Consider the following 19,337-nt stretch of genomic DNA (forward strand, 5'->3'; position numbering starts at 1 on the left):
ACATCTGGGCGACGAAACGGATGACCGGTCCCGATATCTTGAACTGGCTAATCTTGCTGACAAGTCGGAACTGCGGCATGTGAGCAGCCAAACAAAGGGAAAAGCGATCGCCAATGTCAGGTGCCGAGAAAATTTTGAAGGTCATCGCCGAATGGGGTCAGGAAGCCGTGACACAATACAAGGCCGACGGAGCATATGCCTTTGGCAGCCTAGTCTACCTAGAAGGAGAGCAGCTTACGGCTTCGAGCGACATTGATCTTGTGATCTTGGTTCCGAAGTCCGCCGAAGGTCCAGTCGCGCGGGCAGAATGGCTTGAAAGGTTCTTTCCCCATAAAGAGAAATTAGAATTCGAGCTTTTAAAGGTTCTGCAACGCGATATAATTGAAGAGCCCTTCTCTAGTGTAATTCCGGTAACACAACTTGAAATCGAAATCGATCTACACAAGCAAAATTTACCGAGCTTTTTTTCAGCTAATCAATTCCTCGATCTTCAAACAGAAGGCTTAAATGAGGGCCTCGTGGGTGCGGCAACAAAAGAATGCCATCGTTTCATGGCTGGTAGCTTGAGTATGGCGCAAAGCATGCGTCACAGATTTCTAGGCGTTGCAGCAAACACACGGCGCTTTCTGCTTGAGCCGCATAGCGGCTCCGATCCAATCCCAAAACCAATCATGCGTGCCGCCGCAATGGCCCGAAGTCTCACCGTGAATGGCGCGAAGCGCGGCGCCGAATACGATTTACGACTTGGTCTAGACTACGTGTGTAAGTATCTGTTTGATCAGGAGAGCAGCAGTGAACGGCTGCAAGCCCTCAACAAACTAGTCTCAGAGCGGCGCGGGGGCCGGGGTCGTAGCGGCCCCCTCTCGGAAGCCTACCAACTGCTTTTAGCAGAAATCGTTTATGAGCTGGCTGCGAAAGCGGGAGACGCTCCCGATCAGATAACTGCGGGCTCAAATGCAGCGTCTACGCATAATGCGAGCACATCAAATATCAAACCTGTGGTTGAAGCACCAGCAGTTGGCCAATCCCAAGCACCATCTGGCGGCCCGCCGGAAAACCACTCTGACCATGAACGGGAGGCATTCGGAGCGACGGGTCGATCGACAAGTATGCTCCCCCCATTCAAAGGCGGCACTTCCTTAGCTTTTTTCGAGGATCGTTTCCGACAAGCCTTTCCCGGTGTTCGAGAAACCACTTGGTTCGACGATCCAAAGGATATTTTAGACCGCTTGAGTCGCCTATTAAGCCCCCCCCTGAAATTCGCCGACGCCTCTCCAATCTGGTGGTGGCGAGGCGGTAACTTTCAGATCGAAGCATTCAAATTATTGGAACCCGATTTGGCTTTGATGGACCACGACGAACTGAAAATTCGCCGTGCCGCCGCAGTGCCAGGTCCAAGTTACAAATGGAATTTTGTATACATTGAAACCCATGCCATGGAGCCAACGGGTCTATACGATTATAATGAGTTTTCGATCGATGAGCGACTAAAAACTCGTAGTTACGTCACGGAGGAATATGGACTGCTAAGGGGAAAGCACTACATATCCCGCGAGGAATATGATGATGGCGGCACTTATTTGGATGGAAAATACGTCGATACGATAGGCCAAACTCAACTAAGGAAGCGATACGTAACACCTTATAATTTCGTGATCGCGCCGCAGGGGTCTCCCATTAACAACTCCGCCTTTGATAGACATTTGGTGGCAATGTTGGATTCAGCGCTGGCTGGAAATCCTATAGATGCCGTGGACATGCTCCGAGAAGAGGTCGCACGGTTGCCGCTAAAACGAGAATGGTAGACGTAGCTACCCGGCGTTTCACCACTTTGAACTGCGGCTTCTAGACTCGGGCCCCCAGCAACCTTTTTTAATCTCACTTACCAGGCCCACGTTCTTCGCGGATTTATAGTAAGTGCTAGTAGAAATTGTAAATTATTCGCTTAGCGCTACTCGTTCGAGAAACAACGCCAACTTTTCATTTTTTCCTTCGACATTTTGGAGAAGTTTTCCTTCTTCAAGAAAGTTTGCGGGCATCAATGGCACCAGAACCTCTTTATTTCCGCGAAGCCACACTTCGCGAGGAATTTCAGGGAGTGGCCTCTTGTCAATCTTGATGAGGAATACGAATCCTCCAACGCCCAGTCGGATAAAATTCACTGAGTTATAGCGTTCAGTTTTGGGTGCCCGAAAGAACCTCGCCTCGCTGGTTCCATCATGAAATCGCATCATGAAGGCATCGACATGAGCAACTGCTTTCGATCGGTCGAACAGAAGATTTTTTAGTGCATCCGCATATGGCCCGATGTCGATCCGTCCGTAATGATCTCGCGTTAGCGCGAACTTCCAGGCGATACCGGTAGCACAGCGAAAAAGCCGATCTCCTTCTAAGCCCTCGATGATTTGGTGCGAAGTCCTATCTCTAAGTGCCCCTCTAACCTTAGCGAGTATCTCGAAGGCGTATTTTTCGTCTTTGCCGAGAAGGTTATCGCATTCTGCGCAGAGTATTCCGTCATCGTATCGACCGTTTTGGCTGGGCTGAAACGATGACAGGTCACCATTTGTTAGCGCCATTACCTTGCCTTCGCCACGAACCTCGCGCGCAAAAGCCTGTGGAATCAAGTGAGCCTTGATAGTCTTATCGGCAGAACAGTTCTTGCAAGGCATACAGGCATCCAGTCAAATCAACGTAGCAGGCGCTGATACCCACATCTTGGTCAGATAAACAACGCGGTGATCGAGCGTCGTGTTGCTTCTGGCAATGACTGTAGCGTCACATGCGGCGAATGTCGCAATGAGCTACGGCTCCGCAAATCAGTTTTGCCGCCCTCCGGGTCAAGCAAAGAAGGCAGCAAGCGGCCTATACCGCTCCACAATTGGAGAACCTACTTCTTCCCAGCGCAGAATTAAGTCAGGGTCAATGATCGCCTCGCACTCGTGTGCGAAGACCATCAAGATCTGGGCGAAATCGATTTCTGCTCGCAGATGAAAAGGCTGCTGACCACGCAATCTCGAAGCGCTGTTGAGAGATAAGAATGCTTCAGCTTCAGCGAAGTCGGTTGTCCAGCTAACGCTCCATCTAACAAGAAGCTCTGGAGACTCCGCCCAACTTCCTGCCAGGACCGGATGGCGGATATTATTGCTATGTTCCGCCGCATGGACCTTCAGCGGCGTCACCGTCGAATGCTGATCCAAACGGCTGGACAGTAATCTGTTTGGCTAAGTTCCCTTCGCAGAAGGGGGTGCATGTGGTCGGTTGGTATGAAAACGCCACGCTCATGGGCAATGAAGTTCCACGGCCAGAATATGAGGCAGGAGTTGGCTTTCGTCTTGATAACAAGGGGGAGAAGTTCACTTTCTCGATCAAATCTAGAGAGGCATTTTTTGTGCCGCCGGAGCACCGCGCTGCCCCTTTTTCGCACACTAGTGTCGGGAGCGCGAAGTTCTCTTACCTCGCTGGGCCGGGCATTCAGGGGGATAACGCAAAGGCTGAGGTTTTGGAGATCTTAGAGGCAGAGCTTGCTCGACTGACCCCCCTGGCGATTGCGCAGCCCAACCCAGCCAACGCGCCAGACGAACTAGAAGATGACATTGATCCCCTCGGTCGTTTTGGCACGCCGGAGCATCGCCGAGCTGTCGAATTGGCAGCAGAGAGAGCGGTTGCGGCTGAACTGGAGCGGATGGGCTACAGTGTCGTGCGCAGGTCAGACGAAAAAATCGGTTACGACCTGCAAGCGATACCCAACCGAGGCGACAGCCAGCTCTATGTGGAAGTCAAAGGCACCTCTGGCCCTGACCGGCGCTTCTACATGACCCCAAAGGAACGCGAATTTACCTCAACCGATGGCTGGCGTTTGGCCATAGTCACTGACACTTTGGGCAATCCGGATGTGACATTCTTCACATGTAAGCAAATGGAACAACGCTTCTCCCTCCAACCGATGGTCTGGATCGGTCGTGAAGTGGAAGGAGCTTAATGACGGCCCGCGCGCGTCACGCACTCTTAGGCAACGCGTTTCCAAGGATTCTCAATATTTTCAGATAAATGCTGGCTCAGACCTTAACTCAGTGCTGGTGTCTGCTGCAATGTGCTCAGGAGCATCACTCATCAGTCGAGAAATCGCCTTGCACATGCTGGACGACCGGGGTGAGTGAGGTGCGCATGGGTTTCCCGCATGGCCGCCATTGCCACCGTGATCCGCAAGCCGGCAAGACCATGACACCGCAGTGATATAATTCAGTTCATTACGCAAACTGCGCTGCTGCGCATGCAGCTGGAGCTGCACCGGTGCGGCGGTGGCGATGTGGATGTTGCTTCGCTGGAGCACGCCGCCGATCACGTCCGACTGGTTAGTATTGCCAGCACGCAGGCGGTCGATCATCGCCTTATTGTTTCCGAACGCCTGGAAGAACCGGAACGGGAACTCGGCCGCGCCGAAGGGCTGCTAAGCGAGGTTCGTGACGGCATCAGCGATCTCAACAGGGTTCATAGCAAATGCGCATGGAGAAGGAATATGGCTCGTCGTTGTGGCTTTGGCGCAGTTACCCAAACCGGTTTATAGCGGGTTTCTGAGCCAAATTTGCGCCATAGCACAGGCTCGTGCAGGCGGCCGACCTATAGCCTCCCATCATGAAACTCCAACGCGAGAACCTTTTCAAGCCACTGGTCTTCATCTCCAGTCCACACGGGTAAAGCACCGACAAAATCGACGAGCGGATCGATGGTATGGCGCGTAAAATTGGCCTTGGCCTTCCCGCTCAATTGACCGCCCCCAATATAGACGGAACTCCAACTGCGGACCTCCTCAAAAGCGATGGCAAAAAATTCAATATCGATCTTGATATCTAAAAATTCTTTATCGGACATTTGAGAAGAAAAATGCCATTTTCGCTCCAATGCTGTTATTAAACTTTCCACGTTTCCGCCTTTTTCGATACCAGAAGACCAGATTTCTTCATCATTGAAAAATAGACTACAACTTCTGATACGTCGGGAATCGAAAATCTCGAACTTATACCCCCTTACAATATCTTGATATTCATCCATTCCCAGATCGAATATCATCGACAGAGGCGATCCAGTCTTGCAAAACTCTTCAAACCGCTCGAACTTGGCGCGCAGGTCGTCGATCTCTCTTCCAAAATCGTCACTTTCGTCTGCAACCAGAGCCGGCGTAATTGTAGGATAGTCGATAATCTCTCCTGAGATTATTGTCCTGCGCTTCTGCGAATAAGCGAGGATCGAAGTTCCATATTCAGAATGAAGGACATTTGCGTCAGCATAACTCTCCTTGATGCTTTTGATTGCTCTTTGTCGGTTCATTCTGAAGCGCGCCCGCAGGCTCTCCAGCAGCTTACGGCGTCTTTCCTGCGGGGTCGATTTTCGAAAGAAGGGCATCTAAGTGGGCGACTTTCATGGTGGATTTTGAGGTCGCATCCCACACAAACGCTTCGAAATCCACCGGGTTCGGCCGGGAGCCGCATGCTCAGGCTTGAAAGACCGGTCCGTAGCTTGACCACCTGCCTTGATAGACGCACGGACAAACGCTGCGAGAGCATGGTCGGCCCAAGCTCCTCAAGTCCGTTCCGGGTTAAGTGAAACCTACAAGAGCGATTTCTGGCACTGTCCGAAAACCAAAAGCCAGTGCCTCGCGATGGAACAGAGCGCTCATGCTGCCAACAGCCCCCGCTCCATCGCATCCATGAGGTCCACATCCTTCGCCGGGTCATGGAACAGGTGGCCATAGACGTCATAGGTCATCGTGATCGACGAGTGCCCGAGCATGGTCTGGATCTTCTTCGGTGGCCAACCCTGCTCGATAAACAGCGAGGCAGCGGCATGGCGCATGGCGTGCAGCGAAAACCGAGGTCCGCCCTCCCCGTTCACGATACCACAGGACAACATGAGCGGCTTGAACATGCGGTTGTAGATGTTCGAATGCGTCTCAACGTTGCCCTTGCCGTTCGGGAACACCAGGTCAAGCTCACCCTTGGGGCATGCGATCTTCCAAGCCTTGAGCACCGCGGCGAGCTGCGAGCCGATCGGGATTTCACGCCGACCTGACTTGCTCTTCGTGTTTCCCATGTCGCAGTAGCGATCGGCGCGCTTCCTGACGGTGATGATACTGCGCTGGAAATCGACGGCGTCCCAGCTGAGGCCGCGCAGCTCCGACATGCGCATGCCGGTGAACAGCGCCGTCATGATCAGCGGCTTGTGACGCTCCGGTGCGTTATTGAGCATCGCCCTGATCTCCTCCTTGGTTGGGAAGACGCGATCGGGGTCATGGCGCTCTGAGCGACGCAACTTCACGTCGCGCGCGACATTGTGCATCACGAGGCCACGTTCCTGGGCGGCGCTGATGATTGAACGGAGCGAGGTCAGACACTTCTTCGCCATCGCACGCGTGCTGTCGCGCAGCATGCTGTCGAGGAAATCCCGGACATGGACGGCGGTTAGGTCATTGAGCAGCAGATCTCCTATCTTCGGCTCAATGTGGTGTTTCACATGGCTGCGATATGAATGCAGTGTGGCTCGTTCGAGCTGTTCAAGCTCGCAGCGCGCGAGCCAAAGTTTGGCCGCGTCAGCGATGGTGGTCTGGTCGGAAGAGGTTGTCATCGAGCATATCCTAGAGCTTTGGTTTATCCCGCTATTCTAGGAGACGCGGAGTGAGTTGTCGGGCTAATTTTGTGCCTACTCGCTGGGTTTTTGAGCCTCGTCGCGGGCACGTTGCTTCTTCGCCAGCTCACCAACGATACGGGCCACACTAGTCCAATTCTCCACGATAAACCGGCGCTTCTCGGCGACGTTTGCGCGCGAATAGTGATACGAAATTTGGTCTGACCTCGATGTCGCCGAGCGCCTTTTGCGCAGCCCAGCTTCCATGGCCGCACCGTAGACGGTTAGCTCGCCGTCCTTGATCTTTTGAACCAGATCGCTGCGGCCATCTTGTTCAAGCCTGCGTAGCCAATAAGCGTTGTCGCGTTTGTTCGGGTCAGTCATCACGAATTTGTAGACGCGTCTATATATCACAGTCAACATAATCGATCATCGGCACTCCGGTGATCGAGATTTTCGTCATCAGCGGGGATCTGTCGGCCGGGATTTCAGTCCGAGATGGAAGACGATTGTGCTATACTGGTCGCAAGTCATCACTGGCCTGCGACAGATGGGTTTGCGTCCGCGAGTTGCCATAGCACAAGGGATCACGCCGCCAGCCCTGCGGCAACACGGTAGCCGGGAATAAGACCGGAGCCGGGCGAGTGCACGCCGAGGGAAAATCAGCCGTTACGACCGGCTGGTGAAAGCCCCAGCTCTCCCCAGCGAGAGCAAAAGATCACCATAAAGATGGGGGTTAGCGCCCCCTGCCCCGTGAGAGTTGAAGGAAAGCTCAGCGGGGTGCGTCCAGCATGCGCTGGATAACCGGACTGGCCGAGAGGCCGGGGTCTCGGAGCAAATAGGTCGGTAAGGAGTCCCACCGATCTCAGCTGTCGCTCAGCTCACTGCTCTTCACCACTTCGACGGGAAAACCAACGAACGACCCTCTGCGCTTGCGATGATCTCTTTTCGTAGGCGCAGGGGGGATTTCGTCGTCTTTGGGAAGGGGATGATGAATGATGATTATATTCGTTCAGATCCTTCAGAAGCGATGCTGCTGCCAAGCAGCGTCGCTTCGCTACCGGGCAACGCCCGGTAGCGCCTTAACCATGGAAACCATCGCTCTCATAAACACCGAAACCATGGACACCAAGAACACCAGATAATCACGAAATCGGCTAAATCATGCGAACCATATCTCCCATGACACCATGAAACAGCGCAATACATGGTTCGGTATGGTTCAGGGTGTTTTCGCGAACGACATGGAGGTAGGTTCAAACGGGTTTGCGTGAGCCAGCCGTGAGTCACCAAGACCGCTAGGCCGTCTCCGTGCAATAATTCTGATCCGAATGATGTGCTAAGGGCTCAACTGGCCTTGAGAAAATCACATAAGATTAGCGCTTTAGAAACGATTGATGACTAACCGCCGGGGCGCTCAATTCAGAGCGCTACGAAGGGTTAATGATGAAATTTGCAATTCTCGCGAGTGCGGTCGCAGCTGTCTCTTTGGCCTCCCCTGCACTGGCCCAAGAAGACAGCACCGCTGGAGGCAAGTTTGTCGCTGGAGCGATCGTCGGGGTAGACAGCGTCAACACCGAAGTAGACGGCTTCTCGGACGCTGAGGAAGATCTCCTCGTCGGCGTGACCATCGGCTATGACTTCGAAACCGAAACTGGCCTCCTGATCGGCGCAGAAGTCGAATATTCTGACTCAAGTGTCGGCGTATCGACCACCGACTTCACAATTCCCGGAGATCGAGTGTCCATCAATGCCGGCCGTGATTTATACGTCGGAGCGCGCCTTGGTTATCGGACCGGGCGTAACGGTCTGCTTTACGTAAAGGCAGGTTACACCGATGCGTCGATCGAAGGAGAATATGACGACGGCACCGGCGAGATCTCTGACGAAATTTCGTTCGGTGGCCTTCGCATCGGCGCTGGCGGCGAAATCGACCTCTCAAGCAATTACGCCATCCGTGTGGAATACCGGTATTCCGACTACGGCGATCTTGAGTTCCTGGGCGTGAACACTGGGATCGGCGTTAGCCGCAACCAAGGCATTGTGACGCTGCTCGGCAAGTTCTGAGGCGATCCAATTGCCTACAAATTGGGCCTCGCAGTTAATGATCGGTTGCGAGGCCCGTAGGTGTCCTAGCGCCTCTTCAGCCATTTGGACCCGATCAGCGGCCATCGTTATTGCTTCGAGGTTCATCTTTTTAGAATTCCGATCTTTAGATTGCGCTACACCGCCCAATTGAAATTGGGGGAATGTCGCCGCCGTAGTTCGAAAAAAACTCACTCTTTAGGTGGCATGCTCAATAGCCAATCGGGTAGCTTAGTCGGATGCGCTAGGTGAAGTCGCGCGCTTCGCCGCAGGCGTGATCGATTAGAGCGAATTGGAGCATCAGCGATGACTGTTCGGGATCGAACATATCGCAAGTGCAGCCAATGCGGCCAGCGGGTTCATCGCCCCGAGACCAGCTCAATTGCCCGCCCCGGATCGCAACGGGAAGCACAATTCCGTTGGGAATCATCCATGCCATATCGATGCGCCGGGACTCATCGGCGGTTGGCCTTCCATAGCGCTATCCCGAACCGAATCCGCTCGATCAACTAACCTTAAGTTCATGCGCCATCTCAATTAATGTTCTTAGGACTTCCTCATGTTTTTTGATTTCTGGCGCCTTCAATCGGATTGGATAATATCCCCATCGCGTATTATACTCAAGCGTCTCAAGTCCCGCATTCTCAATGATCGCATCGTTTTCTTCTAATTTTGGAATCTTTATCTCCAAAACTAGAAAGTTCTTTTTCGGTCTCATCGAAATGAAGTTATAGGCCTGACCTTGTCTTGATAGTCCAATGTAGAATTTGTTATATTTTAGCTCCAAGGTTGCGTCAAATTCGCGCGCTATGCTTAGGACACTATCAGCAAGCGCGACAGTGGCAGGCGTCCCCTTTACAGTTTCCCAGTATTGCCGATCCGTAGGCGCACTGGCCGCATCTTCATCCTCATCCACCAAGCCTCGCTCAAACTCATCCAGCACCTTTGTGAAAACAAGCGTGGTGTGCTCGCCAACCTCGTAGGCCTGCATCTGAATTGCAATTAGCGGAATCGAGCCATTGAACATGGACACAACATTCAAAAAACGTGAGGTAATATCTTCTGCAATTAGCACCGCGCAATGTTCATATTGTGGATAGCGCCGTCGCTCCAAATCCCAGTATTCGATAGTTCGAATGATGTGTGTTTCATCGGTCGATCCAAGCTGCAATTCGACTTCAAAGCGCTTGTAGGTTTCGGTGTCTTGCAGGAGCAAATCCAATCGCCCCGCTTTCGGCTGGATGCGCTCCCTGTCGCGCAATACCAGACTGCCAAGACCAAGGACCGACGGGTCTTCGGCGATAATGTCCTGCACCCATTTTTCGGAAAGCTGAGGGTGGTTACGAAGCGAAATTAGCTTAGGCTTGGTATAGCCGTTACCCATTACTCAAACTCCCTGAATGGCGGAATACGCGTCATATGTTTTCCTCCAGCAATTTGATTTCAGCTGGGGTGAGATTGAACAGGGCATAGACCTTAGCGTTGATTTCGGTTTCCAGCCGCGAAATTTTGGCGCTGAGCGCGTTAATCTCGGCGCGGGTGGTTGTGATCCAGTCTTCCCATTCGCTGCGCTGCTTAAGCGGCATTTCGGCCTTCAGCGCCTTTTTCACTTCGCGCTGGAATGCTGCGAAGTCAGGTAGGGTCCACCATTCCTTAAGCGAGATTGAAAGCTTGGCGCTGGCCGGACTTGCGGCAAGGTCGGGGATGCGCCGGGTGATTTCCTGCTGGAGCTTGTAACGGCTCTCAGCAGCTTTCTGCGCGGCCTCAGCAAGCAGTGCCACAGCATCACGCTGTTCCTTGGACGCGGGAGGGATCGGCGTGTGGGCCAGCAAGAGGATTGCCGCGTCGGTATCGCTGGCGAGCTTGTTCAGCAGCGACAGGAACCGCGTCGCCTGCATTCGGTCGTTCTCATTCCCGAGGAACAGGTGCGCGAGGTTGTCGAGCACCAGCAGCTTCGCGCCAGTTTCCTCGATCAGCGCCGCTGCCTGGTGATAGAGGTCGGTCGGCTCGACCTCGCCCGCGTGGTCGAAATGGGCGAGCCCATTGTGCAAGACCTGCCGCATCGAAACCACGTGGAGCCTTCCGGCGAGGTCGAGCATCGAAACCCCCAGCCCCGCGCAGATATGGTGCAGCGTCCAGTGCAGCCGCCCCTCGGAGTCCTCCATCCCGATGTAAGCGGCGGGCCCCGGCTCGATCGCCATGCCGAGCACCGTGTCGAGCCGCGCCGCCATGGCCGCCGCGATCATCAGTGAAAGCGTCGTCTTGTTCCCGCCGCCCGGTGCTGTCAGCAGCGTCGTCTCGCAGGCGGGCAACAGGCCCTCGACAATGAACCGCACCGGCAAGGGCTCGACCCCAGCGAGCGCGGCGAGGTCCATGGTGCGCAGCCGCTCGACCTGCTTGGCAGGCGCACCGGCGAGCCGCTGGCCGAGCATCGCGTCGAATTCCTCGTCAGTGTAGTTGCTCATAGGGGGAACTCGTCAGAATTCAGACTGTCCGCTGCCAGCGCCGCGCGCATCAGCGACCGGCAAAGCTGCAAGACCAGGTCGAGCTGCGACTCGGTGACGCCCGCCGCGAAAACCACCGCGCCCGCTATCTCGTGACACTGGCAGGCGCACCAGCTCGCCAGCGCGCTCTCCGATCGCCCGCGCAGCGCCGCCGCCATGTCGCGCGCCTTGTGCAGCCGCACGCGCAGCTCGAGGTCTGCGCCCGCCGAGGTCGGCAAATAGTGCAGCACGGATCTAGCCTCGATCGGAAGGGAACCCGCGTGAGCCGTCATCGCATCCACCACGGCTTGAAGGCGTGCTCGGCGAGCTTGCGCTGCATCGCGGGATTGCTGGCGAGCACGGCGCGCACCGGCTTAGGTCTCGGGCGCGGCGCGGGCGCGGGTTGAGCAGGGCGCACAGCTCGCCGGTCAACCCGCGAAGCATCGCCGCGCCCGCCTAGGCTGAGCCAATTCCAACCCCGCGAAGGTGCGACAAGATGCGTCACGGTTTACAGCACCGTGTAAACCGCTCACCATACTTCGAGCTAAGTGCTTGAAAAATGGTAGCGGAGGAGGGACTCGAACCCCCGACACGCGGATTATGATTCCGCTGCTCTAACCGGCTGAGCTACTCCGCCCCAAGGGCATCCGGCGGCGTTCTTCGGCCGGATTCGGCGCCGGGTGTCGGCCCGGGCGAGGCGGGCACTTAGGGCGGGCGCGTTGCCGGGTCAAGCCCTGTTGGCGCGCTTGGCTCAGAGCCGTTCGCGGCCCCGGAAAGCGCATGTCTTCACCTGCTCCCATGGCCCGCCGCGATAGTGCCACAGCTCCAGCGCGGGGAAAGCGAACCGCCCCTTGGCAATCCATGCGGCAAGGTCAGGCGCCAGCGCCGCCTGAAGCGCCCGCGCCTCGTCCTTGGTGACCTTGTTCTGGATCGTGATGTGCGGGCGCGGCTCGTGGAGGTCCTGGGACGTCAGGCTGCCATGGAAATGGTCGGCAATAAGCGCCCGCAGATCAAGCAGCTGCGGCGCTTCCAACGCGATGGCAGTGCCCTTGCCGAGATCCATCACGCCTTTCACCGCACCCTCAGGAGCGGCGAATTCGCGCGCCACCTTGGGCAGAAAGTCGCGGAGTTCCTCCAGCAGCGATGGAGCGAAGGCATGGAACAGAGTGACGTGGGCGTGGAGGTGGTTCTTTTCCGCCGGATAATGCGCCCGCCGCAGCCCTTCGGCAAAGCCTGCCAAATCGGGCGGGAGGGCTGCGGTCAGGATGAACGGATGCGGCACCGGGTGGGTCTGCGACGCTAGCGAGCCCGGATCAAGTCCGGGATGGCAGGTGGGTTGTCACATCTCGCCCCGCTCACGGCGGATGGCGTACCACTTGGCGACGTTGGCATTGTGTTCAGCCAAGGTGCTGGCGAACCAATGCCCGCCCGTCCCGTCGGCAACCATGAACAGCGCGGCCGTCTTCTCGGGGTTCAGCACCGCCGCAATACTGGCGCGGCCCGGGTTGGTGATCGGCCCTTCGGGAAGCCCGGTGCGCGTGTAGGTGTTGTAGCCATTGACCGCGCTAATCTCGGACTGCTTGATCCGGCGTCCGAGCGGCTTTCCCTTGGTGATAGGGTAGATGATCGTCGGATCGGCTTGCAGTTTCATCCCGGTGCGCACGCGGTTGGAGTAGAGCCCCGCCACCATGCGGCGTTCTTCGGGCTTGCCGGTTTCCTTTTCGACGATCGAGGCGAGGATCAGCGCATCACGCATTGTGTCGACCGCGATACCGGGCGCGCGTTTGCTCCATTCTTCGGCCAGCGCCTTGTCCATCGCGGCCTGCATCTGCTCGACAAGGGCTTTGCGGGACTGGCCGCGTTCGAAGGCATAGGTATCGGGCAGGATCGAGCCTTCGGGCGGCACCCCGACCTCACCGGTGAGCAGCTCTTCGGCCATTAGCCGTTCCCACACGAGGATCGAAGGCATGCCTTCGGGTACGGTGACGAACCGGCGGATCACATCGCCCGATTGAAACGCGGCGAGGATGTCTCCCTGGCTCATGTCCGGGGTCAACAGGAACTCGCCCGCCTGGATCGGCGTATCCGAACCAAAGATGCGCGCTTGCAGGACAAAGCCCGAAGCCGAGGAGATCAGCCCCTCGGCTTCCAGCTTGTCCGCGACCGACGCCACCGAAGCCCCCGCAGGGATGGTGAAGCTGGTCTCCTTGGAAATCGTCGCCGAGCCCAGAAAGACCCACGCCAGCACCACGGCGGCAAGGATGGCCCCGAGGCCCGCCAGGGCAAGCCGCAGCATCCTCACCGGATCAGTCGACCTTTTGCATGATGAGCGACGCGTTGGTGCCGCCAAAGCCAAAGCTGTTGTTCAGCACGGCGCGCACTTCTCGCTTCTTCGCCACCAGCGGCACTAGGTCGATGCCCTCGGTGCCGTCGTCCGGGTCGTGCAGGTTGAGCGTCGGTGGGACAATCTGGTCGCGCATCGCGAGGATGCAGAAGATCGCCTCCACTGCGCCCGCGCCGCCGAGCAGGTGGCCGATCGCGCTCTTGGTCGAGGACATCGACGCGCCGGACAGCCCCTCGCCCAGCACGCGCTTGATCGCGGCGAGTTCGATGGTGTCGGCCATGGTCGAGGTGCCGTGGGCGTTGATGTAGTCGATGTCGCCCGGCCCAAGGCCCGCCTTCTTGAGCGCCATCCGCATCGCCAATTCAGCGCCCTTGCCTTCCGGGTGCGGGGCGGTGACGTGATAGGCATCGCCCGAGAGGCCATAGCCGGTGACTTCGGCATAGATCTTGGCGCCGCGTGCCTTGGCGCGTTCATATTCCTCGAGCACCACCACGCCCGCGCCCTCGCCCATGACGAAGCCGTCACGGTTGCGGTCATAGGGGCGGCTCGCCTCGGTCGGGCGGTCGTTCATGCTCATGTTGAGGGCCCGTGCCTGGGCGAAACCGGCGATGCCGAGCGGGTTGACGGTCGATTCCGCCCCGCCCGCCAGCATGATGTCCGCATCATCCATCGCGATCATCCGCGCCGCATCGCCAATCGAGTGCGCGCCGGTGGAGCACGCAGTCACGACCGCGTGGTTCGGGCCCATGAAACCGTACTTGATCTGCACCTGACCGGTGATGAGATTGATCAACCGCCCGTGTACGAAGTGTGGACTGACCCGCGACGGGCCGCGTTCGTGGAGGTTGACGCTCTCGATCTCGATCCCCGGCAAACCGCCGATACCCGAACCGATCGAGCAGCCGGTGCGCTCCTTCTCGGCCTGGGTCATTTCGGTAAGGCCAGCGTCCTCGAGCGCCTGACCCGCCGCATCAATGCCATAGATGATGAAGGGATCGACCTGACGCTGGACTTTGTGATCCACCCGCTTGTCAGGGTCGAAGCCCCAGGGGTGATCCTTGCCCTTCACCTCGCAGGCAATGGTGCACTTCTGGTTCGAGGCATCGAACCGGGTGATCTGGCCCGCCCCGCTCTTCCCCGCAATCAGGTTCGCCCATGTCGTTTCGACATCGGCTCCCAGCGGGGTGACGAGGCCAAGCCCGGTAACAACCACACGGCGCATTCGCGTTCTCCGATAAAGGGGTTGGCTCGCAAAAAGACAACAGGCCCAACCCGCCTAGGGCTGAGCCTGTCTAAGCCCTGATCCGCGCTCCGGCAAATGGGTTGCCGGATAAATGCCCCGCCTTTTGCCGAACAGGCAAGCGGCTGGCCAGCACGGACACCGGGGCGTCCCCGGGGGTGTTAGCCCCCGATGCTTAGCCCTTGTGCTCTTCGATGTACTTGGTCGCGTCGCCGACGGTGGTGATCTTCTCGGCCGCATCGTCGGGGATTTCGACACCGAATTCCTCTTCGAAGGCCATCACCAATTCGACGATGTCGAGGCTGTCCGCACCGAGATCATCGATGAAGCTCGCATCCTGAGTGACCTTGTCAGCTTCCACGCCGAGATGCTCGACGACAATCTTGGCCACCCGGTCGGCAGTATCGCTCATGGTATTCCCTCTTGAACTGGGGTTAGTATAAGTCGCCCCGCCCTAATGAACGGCGCGGACAAGCGCAAGTGGGGATGACAGTCAGCGTGACAGCGCGCTTTCCTGCAATTGCCGCTGGGTCTCGGCGCGCAGACGCGAAGCGATGCGGGCGAGGCCCTCGCGCGGTTCTGCCTTGCGCGGACTGATCGCCAGTGCCTCATCATAGAGCTGGGTTGCCTCCTCCAACGCGCCGAGACGTTCCAGGCACAGGCCGATATTGAACAGGATCGTGACGGAGCCGGGGTTATTCGCCCGCAAGTCCCCGAAGGCTGCGCAGGCTTCGGACACATCGGTCTTGGTCAGGCGCAGCGCGGTGCGGAAGGCTGCCTGATCCGGCTTGCTCATGCCATCGCGGCTTTCCAGCACCCGGATGTCCTCGTCGCGGAATTCGGGGGCGAGATCGCGGCGCACCGCACTGGCGAAACCGCGCGCCAGTTCCTCCACCATCGAGTCGACCGACGGCGTTACTTCCTCGTCCTTGCAGAAGCGGCGGCTGGTGGTGACCACGTCGCCCTTGGCATAGAGCAGCTCGCCTTCGCGCGACACCAGTCGGAGCTCGGGGCGCAGCGTCACATTACGGGCGCGGCAGGGCACATTGACCTTCTTCTTTGCGGTACAGGTGCCGCGATCATCCTTGGTGACGCATTCCTCCACCTCTTTGGTGCCGCTGTCGGTATCGCGCCATTCGACCTCGGCGATACCGCGCATCACCGCGTCCGCCCCGCCGCGATAGGCGGCCGGATCAGCATCGCGGTCATAGGTGTAGGTGGATCCGCGTGGAGGCTCTGCGAAGGTGAGATCGAACCACGGACGCCCCTCGATCACCGCCCCGCGCAGCGCCGTGTCGATCGCAAAGGCGAGCCGTTCACCGCCCCTCCCGGCAAAGCCCGCAATCGCGATCGAGCGCGCGCGCGATGGCGCATCGGTCCCTGCCGCATAGATCCCCGCGACAGGGATCGTTTCGGCTTGCGCCGCCCCAGCGCAAAGCAGCGCACTTGCCCCGATCATCAATGCCAGCCGCATCACCCTTCCCCCTTATCCGACCCAACCCGCGCGGAAACCTTGCAGGATTTGCCCGCGCAAACAAGCCGCCGTGCGAGAACCTTGCCAGCCGCTGCGCCGCCGTGCGAAGGCCGGTTCATCATGCTGACCTTCTGCTCTCCCGCCCAGAACGCCCACGCGCCTCTTGTCGAGCTCGTCAACGGACAGGCGGAAGCGCACGCCGAAACCCCGGCGCGGCTTGCGAACATGCTGGCGGCGATGGGCCCCATGTGCGCGCCCGCCGATCACGGGATGGAGGCGATCCTCGCCGTGCACGATGCGGATTACGTCGCTTTTCTCCAATCCGCCCACGCAGCCTGGCTGGCGGCGGGACGCGAGGGCGATGCCATCGGCTATGCCTTCCCCGTGCGCGGACGGCGGCCGCTGGCGCTGGAGCGGATCGACGGCAGGCTCGGTCAATACAGCTTCGACACCGTAACGCCGATTGCGGCGGGCACGTGGGAGGCAGCTTACGGCGCGGCGCAATCGGCTTTGGGAGCGCTGGAAGCGGTGGCGAGCGGCGAGACGCGGCAGGCCTTCGCCCTGTGCCGCCCGCCCGGGCATCACGCGGGGGCGGACTATTTCGGCGGCTATTGCTACCTCAACAACGCCGCCATCGCCGCGCGGGCGGCGGCGGCGCGAGGGATGGGACCGGTTGCGGTGCTCGATGTCGATTACCATCACGGCAATGGCACGCAGGACATTTTCTACGCGGACGGAAGCGTGTTCTTTGCCTCGATCCACGCCGATCCGCGCACCGATTTCCCCTATTTCTGGGGCCACGCCGAGGAACACGGCACAGATGAGGGCGAAGGAGCGAACCTCAATCTGCCGCTCCCGCGCGGGACGGGCTGGGCGACCTATCAAGACGCGCTCGGCAAGGCGCTGGACGCGGTCACGCGGTTCGGCGCGAGAACGCTCATCGTCAGTTACGGTGCGGACACCTTTGCCGAAGACCCGATTGCGCAGTTCGCCCTGACGACCGACGACATGCACCGGATGGGCGCGCGGATCGGCGCGCTCGGCCTGCCTACCGTCACGGTGATGGAAGGCGGTTACAACGTCGCGGCACTGGGCCGCAACGTTGCCGCTTTCATCGCTGGGCTGGAGAGCGCCTAGCCAGCGGTCGGCTTCGCCTGCGGTTCAACCACACGCAGGTGCAGCTCCCGAAGCGCGCGCGGCTCCGCCGGGCTCGGCGCGCCCATGAGGAGGTCTTCGGCGCGCTGGTTCATCGGGAAGAGCGAGATTTCGCGCAGGTTCTTCGCGCCGCACAGCAGCATGATGATCCGGTCGACGCCCGCGGCCATCCCCCCGTGCGGCGGCGCACCGTACTGGAAGGCGCGGTACATCCCGCCGAAGCGTTCCTCGACGTCCGCCTTCGAAAGGCCGACCAGCTCGAACGCCTTGACCATCGTTTCCGGCATGTGGTTGCGGATTGAGCCCGAGGCGATTTCGAAGCCGTTGCAGACCAGATCGTACTGGAAGGCCTTGATCGTCAGCGGGTCCTGCCCGTTCAGCGCCTCAATCCCGCCCTGCGGCATGGAGAAGGGGTTGTGGCTGAAATCGACCTTCTTCTCGTCCTCGTTCCATTCGTAGAACGGGAAATCGACGATCCAGCACAACGCGAAGCGGCTTTCGTCGATGAGGCCCAGCTCTTCACCCACCCGGATCCGCGCCGCGCCCGCCAGCTTGGCGGCATCGGCTTCCTTGCCCGCGGCGAAGAACAGCCCGTCATTCTCGCCAAGGCCCAATTCGGCGTAGAGTTCAGCCATGCGCTCGAGCCCGTGGTTCTTGGCGATCGGGCCGCCGAATTCCCCGCCCTTGCGGGTCACGTAGCCAAGGCCCGCATAGCCTTCCTTGCGCGCCCAATCGTTCATGTCGTCGAAGAACTTGCGGCTCTTCTCGTGCGTGGCGGGCGCGGGGATCGCGCGGACCACGCCGCCGCCGCCCACGATTTTCTCGAACAGGCCGAAGCCCGACTGCGTGAAGTGGTGCGAGACGTCCGAGATGATCAGCGGGTTGCGCAGATCGGGCTTGTCGCTGCCATACTTGAGGATCGCTTCGTCGTAGGGGATGCGCGGAAATTCACCGGCGGGGGTGACGCTCTTGTCGCCCGCAAAGGCGGCGAAAGTGCCCTGAATCACGGGCTCCATCGTCTCCCACACTTCTTCCTGGGTGACGAAGCTCATTTCAAGGTCGAGCTGGTAGAACTCGCCCGGCAGACGGTCGGCGCGCGGGTCTTCGTCGCGGAAGCAGGGGGCGATCTGGAAATAGCGGTCGAAGCCCGCGACCATCAGCAACTGCTTGTACTGCTGCGGCGCCTGCGGAAGCGCGTAGAACTTGCCCGCATGGATGCGGCTCGGCACGAGGAAGTCGCGCGCACCTTCCGGCGAGGAGGCCGTCAGGATCGGGGTCGAAAACTCGTTGAACCCGGCCGCGTTCATCCGCTGGCGCATATCGGCGATCACCGCCACGCGGGTCATGATGTTCTTGTGCAGCGTCTCGCGCCGCAGATCGAGGAAGCGGTACTTGAGCCGGATGTCCTCGGGATAAGGCTGTTCGTCCGCCACGGGCAAAGGCAGTTCTTCCGCCGTGCTCAGCACGGTGATTTGCCGGGCATAAACCTCGACCTCCCCCGTCGCGAGGCGCGGGTTCACCGTCTCGGCTGAGCGCGCCTTGACGTTCCCTTCGATGGTGATGACCGATTCCACCCGCAGCCGGTCCAGCACCGCCAGCGCGGGCGAATCTGCATCGGCGACAATCTGGGTGATGCCGTAATGATCGCGCAGATCGACGAACAGCAGCCCCCCGAAATCGCGCTTGCGATGCACCCAGCCCGACAGGCGGACGGTCTCGCCGACATGAGCGGAGGTAAGCTGTGCGCAGGTATGCGTGCGATAGGGGTGCATTTTTTGATTGTCCGACACTGTAAGGATTGCGAAGGCGCGCCTCTAAGCGAGCGGGCGGCACAAATCCAGTGGGGGATGCATAGGCAAACGAGGCCAGCCGCGCCCACCGCGATCTGTGGGCATCACCGCCCCGCCTCTAAACTCTTTTCCATTTTGACTGTATCAG

At 58.7% G+C, this 19,337-nt stretch carries 21 protein-coding genes and 1 tRNA gene; 6 read left to right on the forward strand and 16 right to left on the reverse strand.

What is annotated here, in order from left to right; all coding sequences use genetic code 11:
• Positions 1-113: 113 nt before the first annotated feature.
• Positions 114-1,805: a hypothetical protein gene (locus tag ACLBKT_RS07500; protein WP_410182314.1), complete on the forward strand. Its 1,692-nt coding sequence runs from the start codon at positions 114-116 to the stop codon at positions 1,803-1,805.
• Positions 1,806-1,937: 132 nt separating this feature from the next.
• Here the strand turns inward: ACLBKT_RS07500 and ACLBKT_RS07505 are convergent, their stop codons facing one another.
• Together ACLBKT_RS07505 and ACLBKT_RS07510 are read right to left on the reverse strand one after the other, a co-directional pair.
• Positions 1,938-2,669: a hypothetical protein gene (locus tag ACLBKT_RS07505; RefSeq protein ID WP_410182315.1), complete on the reverse strand. Its 732-nt coding sequence runs from the start codon at positions 2,667-2,669 to the stop codon at positions 1,938-1,940.
• A 168-nt stretch (positions 2,670-2,837) separates the two neighbouring features.
• Positions 2,838-3,179 carry a hypothetical protein gene (locus ACLBKT_RS07510; RefSeq protein WP_410182316.1) on the reverse strand — a complete coding sequence of 114 codons (342 nt, stop codon included), beginning with the start codon at positions 3,177-3,179 and terminating at the stop codon, positions 2,838-2,840.
• Between the two features lie 71 nt (positions 3,180-3,250).
• On the opposite strand from ACLBKT_RS07510, the gene ACLBKT_RS07515 reads away from it, so the two are divergent.
• Complete coding sequence (locus ACLBKT_RS07515; protein ID WP_410182317.1) at positions 3,251-3,979, forward strand: protein NO VEIN domain-containing protein; 729 nt, start codon at positions 3,251-3,253, stop codon at positions 3,977-3,979.
• 291 nt (positions 3,980-4,270) lie between these two features.
• Complete coding sequence (locus ACLBKT_RS07520; protein WP_410182318.1) at positions 4,271-4,564, forward strand: hypothetical protein; 294 nt, start codon at positions 4,271-4,273, stop codon at positions 4,562-4,564.
• A 53-nt stretch (positions 4,565-4,617) separates the two neighbouring features.
• Here the strand turns inward: ACLBKT_RS07520 and ACLBKT_RS07525 are convergent, their stop codons facing one another.
• The 3 genes from ACLBKT_RS07525 to ACLBKT_RS07535 form a co-directional block, all read right to left on the reverse strand.
• Positions 4,618-5,400 (reverse strand): hypothetical protein, encoded by a 783-nt coding sequence (locus ACLBKT_RS07525; RefSeq protein ID WP_410182319.1) that lies wholly within the window; start codon positions 5,398-5,400, stop codon positions 4,618-4,620.
• 270 nt (positions 5,401-5,670) lie between these two features.
• Positions 5,671-6,618, reverse strand: a complete 948-nt coding sequence (locus ACLBKT_RS07530) for a tyrosine-type recombinase/integrase (protein ID WP_410182320.1) — start codon at positions 6,616-6,618, stop codon at positions 5,671-5,673.
• Between the two features lie 75 nt (positions 6,619-6,693).
• The gene (locus tag ACLBKT_RS07535; protein ID WP_410182321.1) at positions 6,694-7,002 is read right to left on the reverse strand and encodes a hypothetical protein; all 309 of its coding nucleotides are present in this window, start codon (positions 7,000-7,002) and stop codon (positions 6,694-6,696) included.
• A gap of 1,059 nt (positions 7,003-8,061) precedes the next feature.
• On the opposite strand from ACLBKT_RS07535, the gene ACLBKT_RS07540 reads away from it, so the two are divergent.
• The gene (locus tag ACLBKT_RS07540) at positions 8,062-8,685 is read left to right on the forward strand and encodes an outer membrane protein (RefSeq protein WP_410182322.1); all 624 of its coding nucleotides are present in this window, start codon (positions 8,062-8,064) and stop codon (positions 8,683-8,685) included.
• A 262-nt stretch (positions 8,686-8,947) separates the two neighbouring features.
• On the opposite strand, the gene ACLBKT_RS07545 is transcribed toward ACLBKT_RS07540, so the two are convergent.
• From ACLBKT_RS07545 to ACLBKT_RS07560, 4 genes are all read right to left on the reverse strand, one after another.
• On the reverse strand, positions 8,948-9,142 hold the full coding sequence (locus ACLBKT_RS07545; protein WP_410182323.1) for a hypothetical protein: 195 nt from the start codon (positions 9,140-9,142) through the stop codon (positions 8,948-8,950).
• A 66-nt stretch (positions 9,143-9,208) separates the two neighbouring features.
• Complete coding sequence (locus ACLBKT_RS07550) at positions 9,209-10,087, reverse strand: hypothetical protein (protein ID WP_410182324.1); 879 nt, start codon at positions 10,085-10,087, stop codon at positions 9,209-9,211.
• 31 nt (positions 10,088-10,118) lie between these two features.
• Positions 10,119-11,168, reverse strand: a complete 1,050-nt coding sequence (locus ACLBKT_RS07555; RefSeq protein WP_410182325.1) for an AAA family ATPase — start codon at positions 11,166-11,168, stop codon at positions 10,119-10,121.
• Positions 11,165-11,437: a hypothetical protein gene (locus ACLBKT_RS07560; RefSeq protein WP_410182326.1), complete on the reverse strand. Its 273-nt coding sequence runs from the start codon at positions 11,435-11,437 to the stop codon at positions 11,165-11,167. Before ACLBKT_RS07560 ends, ACLBKT_RS07555 begins: the two co-directional genes overlap by 4 nt.
• A 30-nt stretch (positions 11,438-11,467) precedes the next feature.
• Between ACLBKT_RS07560 and ACLBKT_RS07565 the strand changes: the two genes are divergently transcribed.
• Positions 11,468-11,593: a hypothetical protein gene (locus tag ACLBKT_RS07565; protein ID WP_410182327.1), complete on the forward strand. Its 126-nt coding sequence runs from the start codon at positions 11,468-11,470 to the stop codon at positions 11,591-11,593.
• A gap of 153 nt (positions 11,594-11,746) precedes the next feature.
• On the opposite strand, the gene ACLBKT_RS07570 is transcribed toward ACLBKT_RS07565, so the two are convergent.
• From ACLBKT_RS07570 to ACLBKT_RS07595, 6 genes are all read right to left on the reverse strand, one after another.
• Positions 11,747-11,823, reverse strand: a tRNA-Met gene (locus ACLBKT_RS07570).
• Between the two features lie 114 nt (positions 11,824-11,937).
• The gene (locus tag ACLBKT_RS07575; RefSeq protein WP_410182328.1) at positions 11,938-12,468 is read right to left on the reverse strand and encodes a 2'-5' RNA ligase family protein; all 531 of its coding nucleotides are present in this window, start codon (positions 12,466-12,468) and stop codon (positions 11,938-11,940) included.
• Positions 12,469-12,525: 57 nt separating this feature from the next.
• The gene (gene mltG / locus ACLBKT_RS07580; RefSeq protein ID WP_410182329.1) at positions 12,526-13,482 is read right to left on the reverse strand and encodes an endolytic transglycosylase MltG; all 957 of its coding nucleotides are present in this window, start codon (positions 13,480-13,482) and stop codon (positions 12,526-12,528) included.
• A 10-nt stretch (positions 13,483-13,492) separates the two neighbouring features.
• The gene (fabF, locus tag ACLBKT_RS07585) at positions 13,493-14,752 is read right to left on the reverse strand and encodes a beta-ketoacyl-ACP synthase II (protein ID WP_410182330.1); all 1,260 of its coding nucleotides are present in this window, start codon (positions 14,750-14,752) and stop codon (positions 13,493-13,495) included.
• 193 nt (positions 14,753-14,945) lie between these two features.
• Complete coding sequence (locus tag ACLBKT_RS07590) at positions 14,946-15,182, reverse strand: acyl carrier protein (RefSeq protein ID WP_017666217.1); 237 nt, start codon at positions 15,180-15,182, stop codon at positions 14,946-14,948.
• A gap of 81 nt (positions 15,183-15,263) precedes the next feature.
• Complete coding sequence (locus ACLBKT_RS07595; RefSeq protein ID WP_410182331.1) at positions 15,264-16,244, reverse strand: tetratricopeptide repeat protein; 981 nt, start codon at positions 16,242-16,244, stop codon at positions 15,264-15,266.
• A 120-nt stretch (positions 16,245-16,364) separates the two neighbouring features.
• Between ACLBKT_RS07595 and ACLBKT_RS07600 the strand changes: the two genes are divergently transcribed.
• Complete coding sequence (locus ACLBKT_RS07600) at positions 16,365-17,381, forward strand: histone deacetylase family protein (RefSeq protein ID WP_410182332.1); 1,017 nt, start codon at positions 16,365-16,367, stop codon at positions 17,379-17,381.
• On the opposite strand, the gene aspS is transcribed toward ACLBKT_RS07600, so the two are convergent.
• Positions 17,378-19,171, reverse strand: a complete 1,794-nt coding sequence (aspS, locus tag ACLBKT_RS07605) for an aspartate--tRNA ligase (protein ID WP_410182333.1) — start codon at positions 19,169-19,171, stop codon at positions 17,378-17,380. The two genes, ACLBKT_RS07600 and aspS, sit on opposite strands and share 4 nt — an antisense overlap.
• Positions 19,172-19,337: the final 166 nt, after the last annotated feature.

Origin of the sequence: Erythrobacter sp. W302b, from assembly GCF_046452395.1 — a bacterium.
Lineage (GTDB): Bacteria > Pseudomonadota > Alphaproteobacteria > Sphingomonadales > Sphingomonadaceae > Erythrobacter.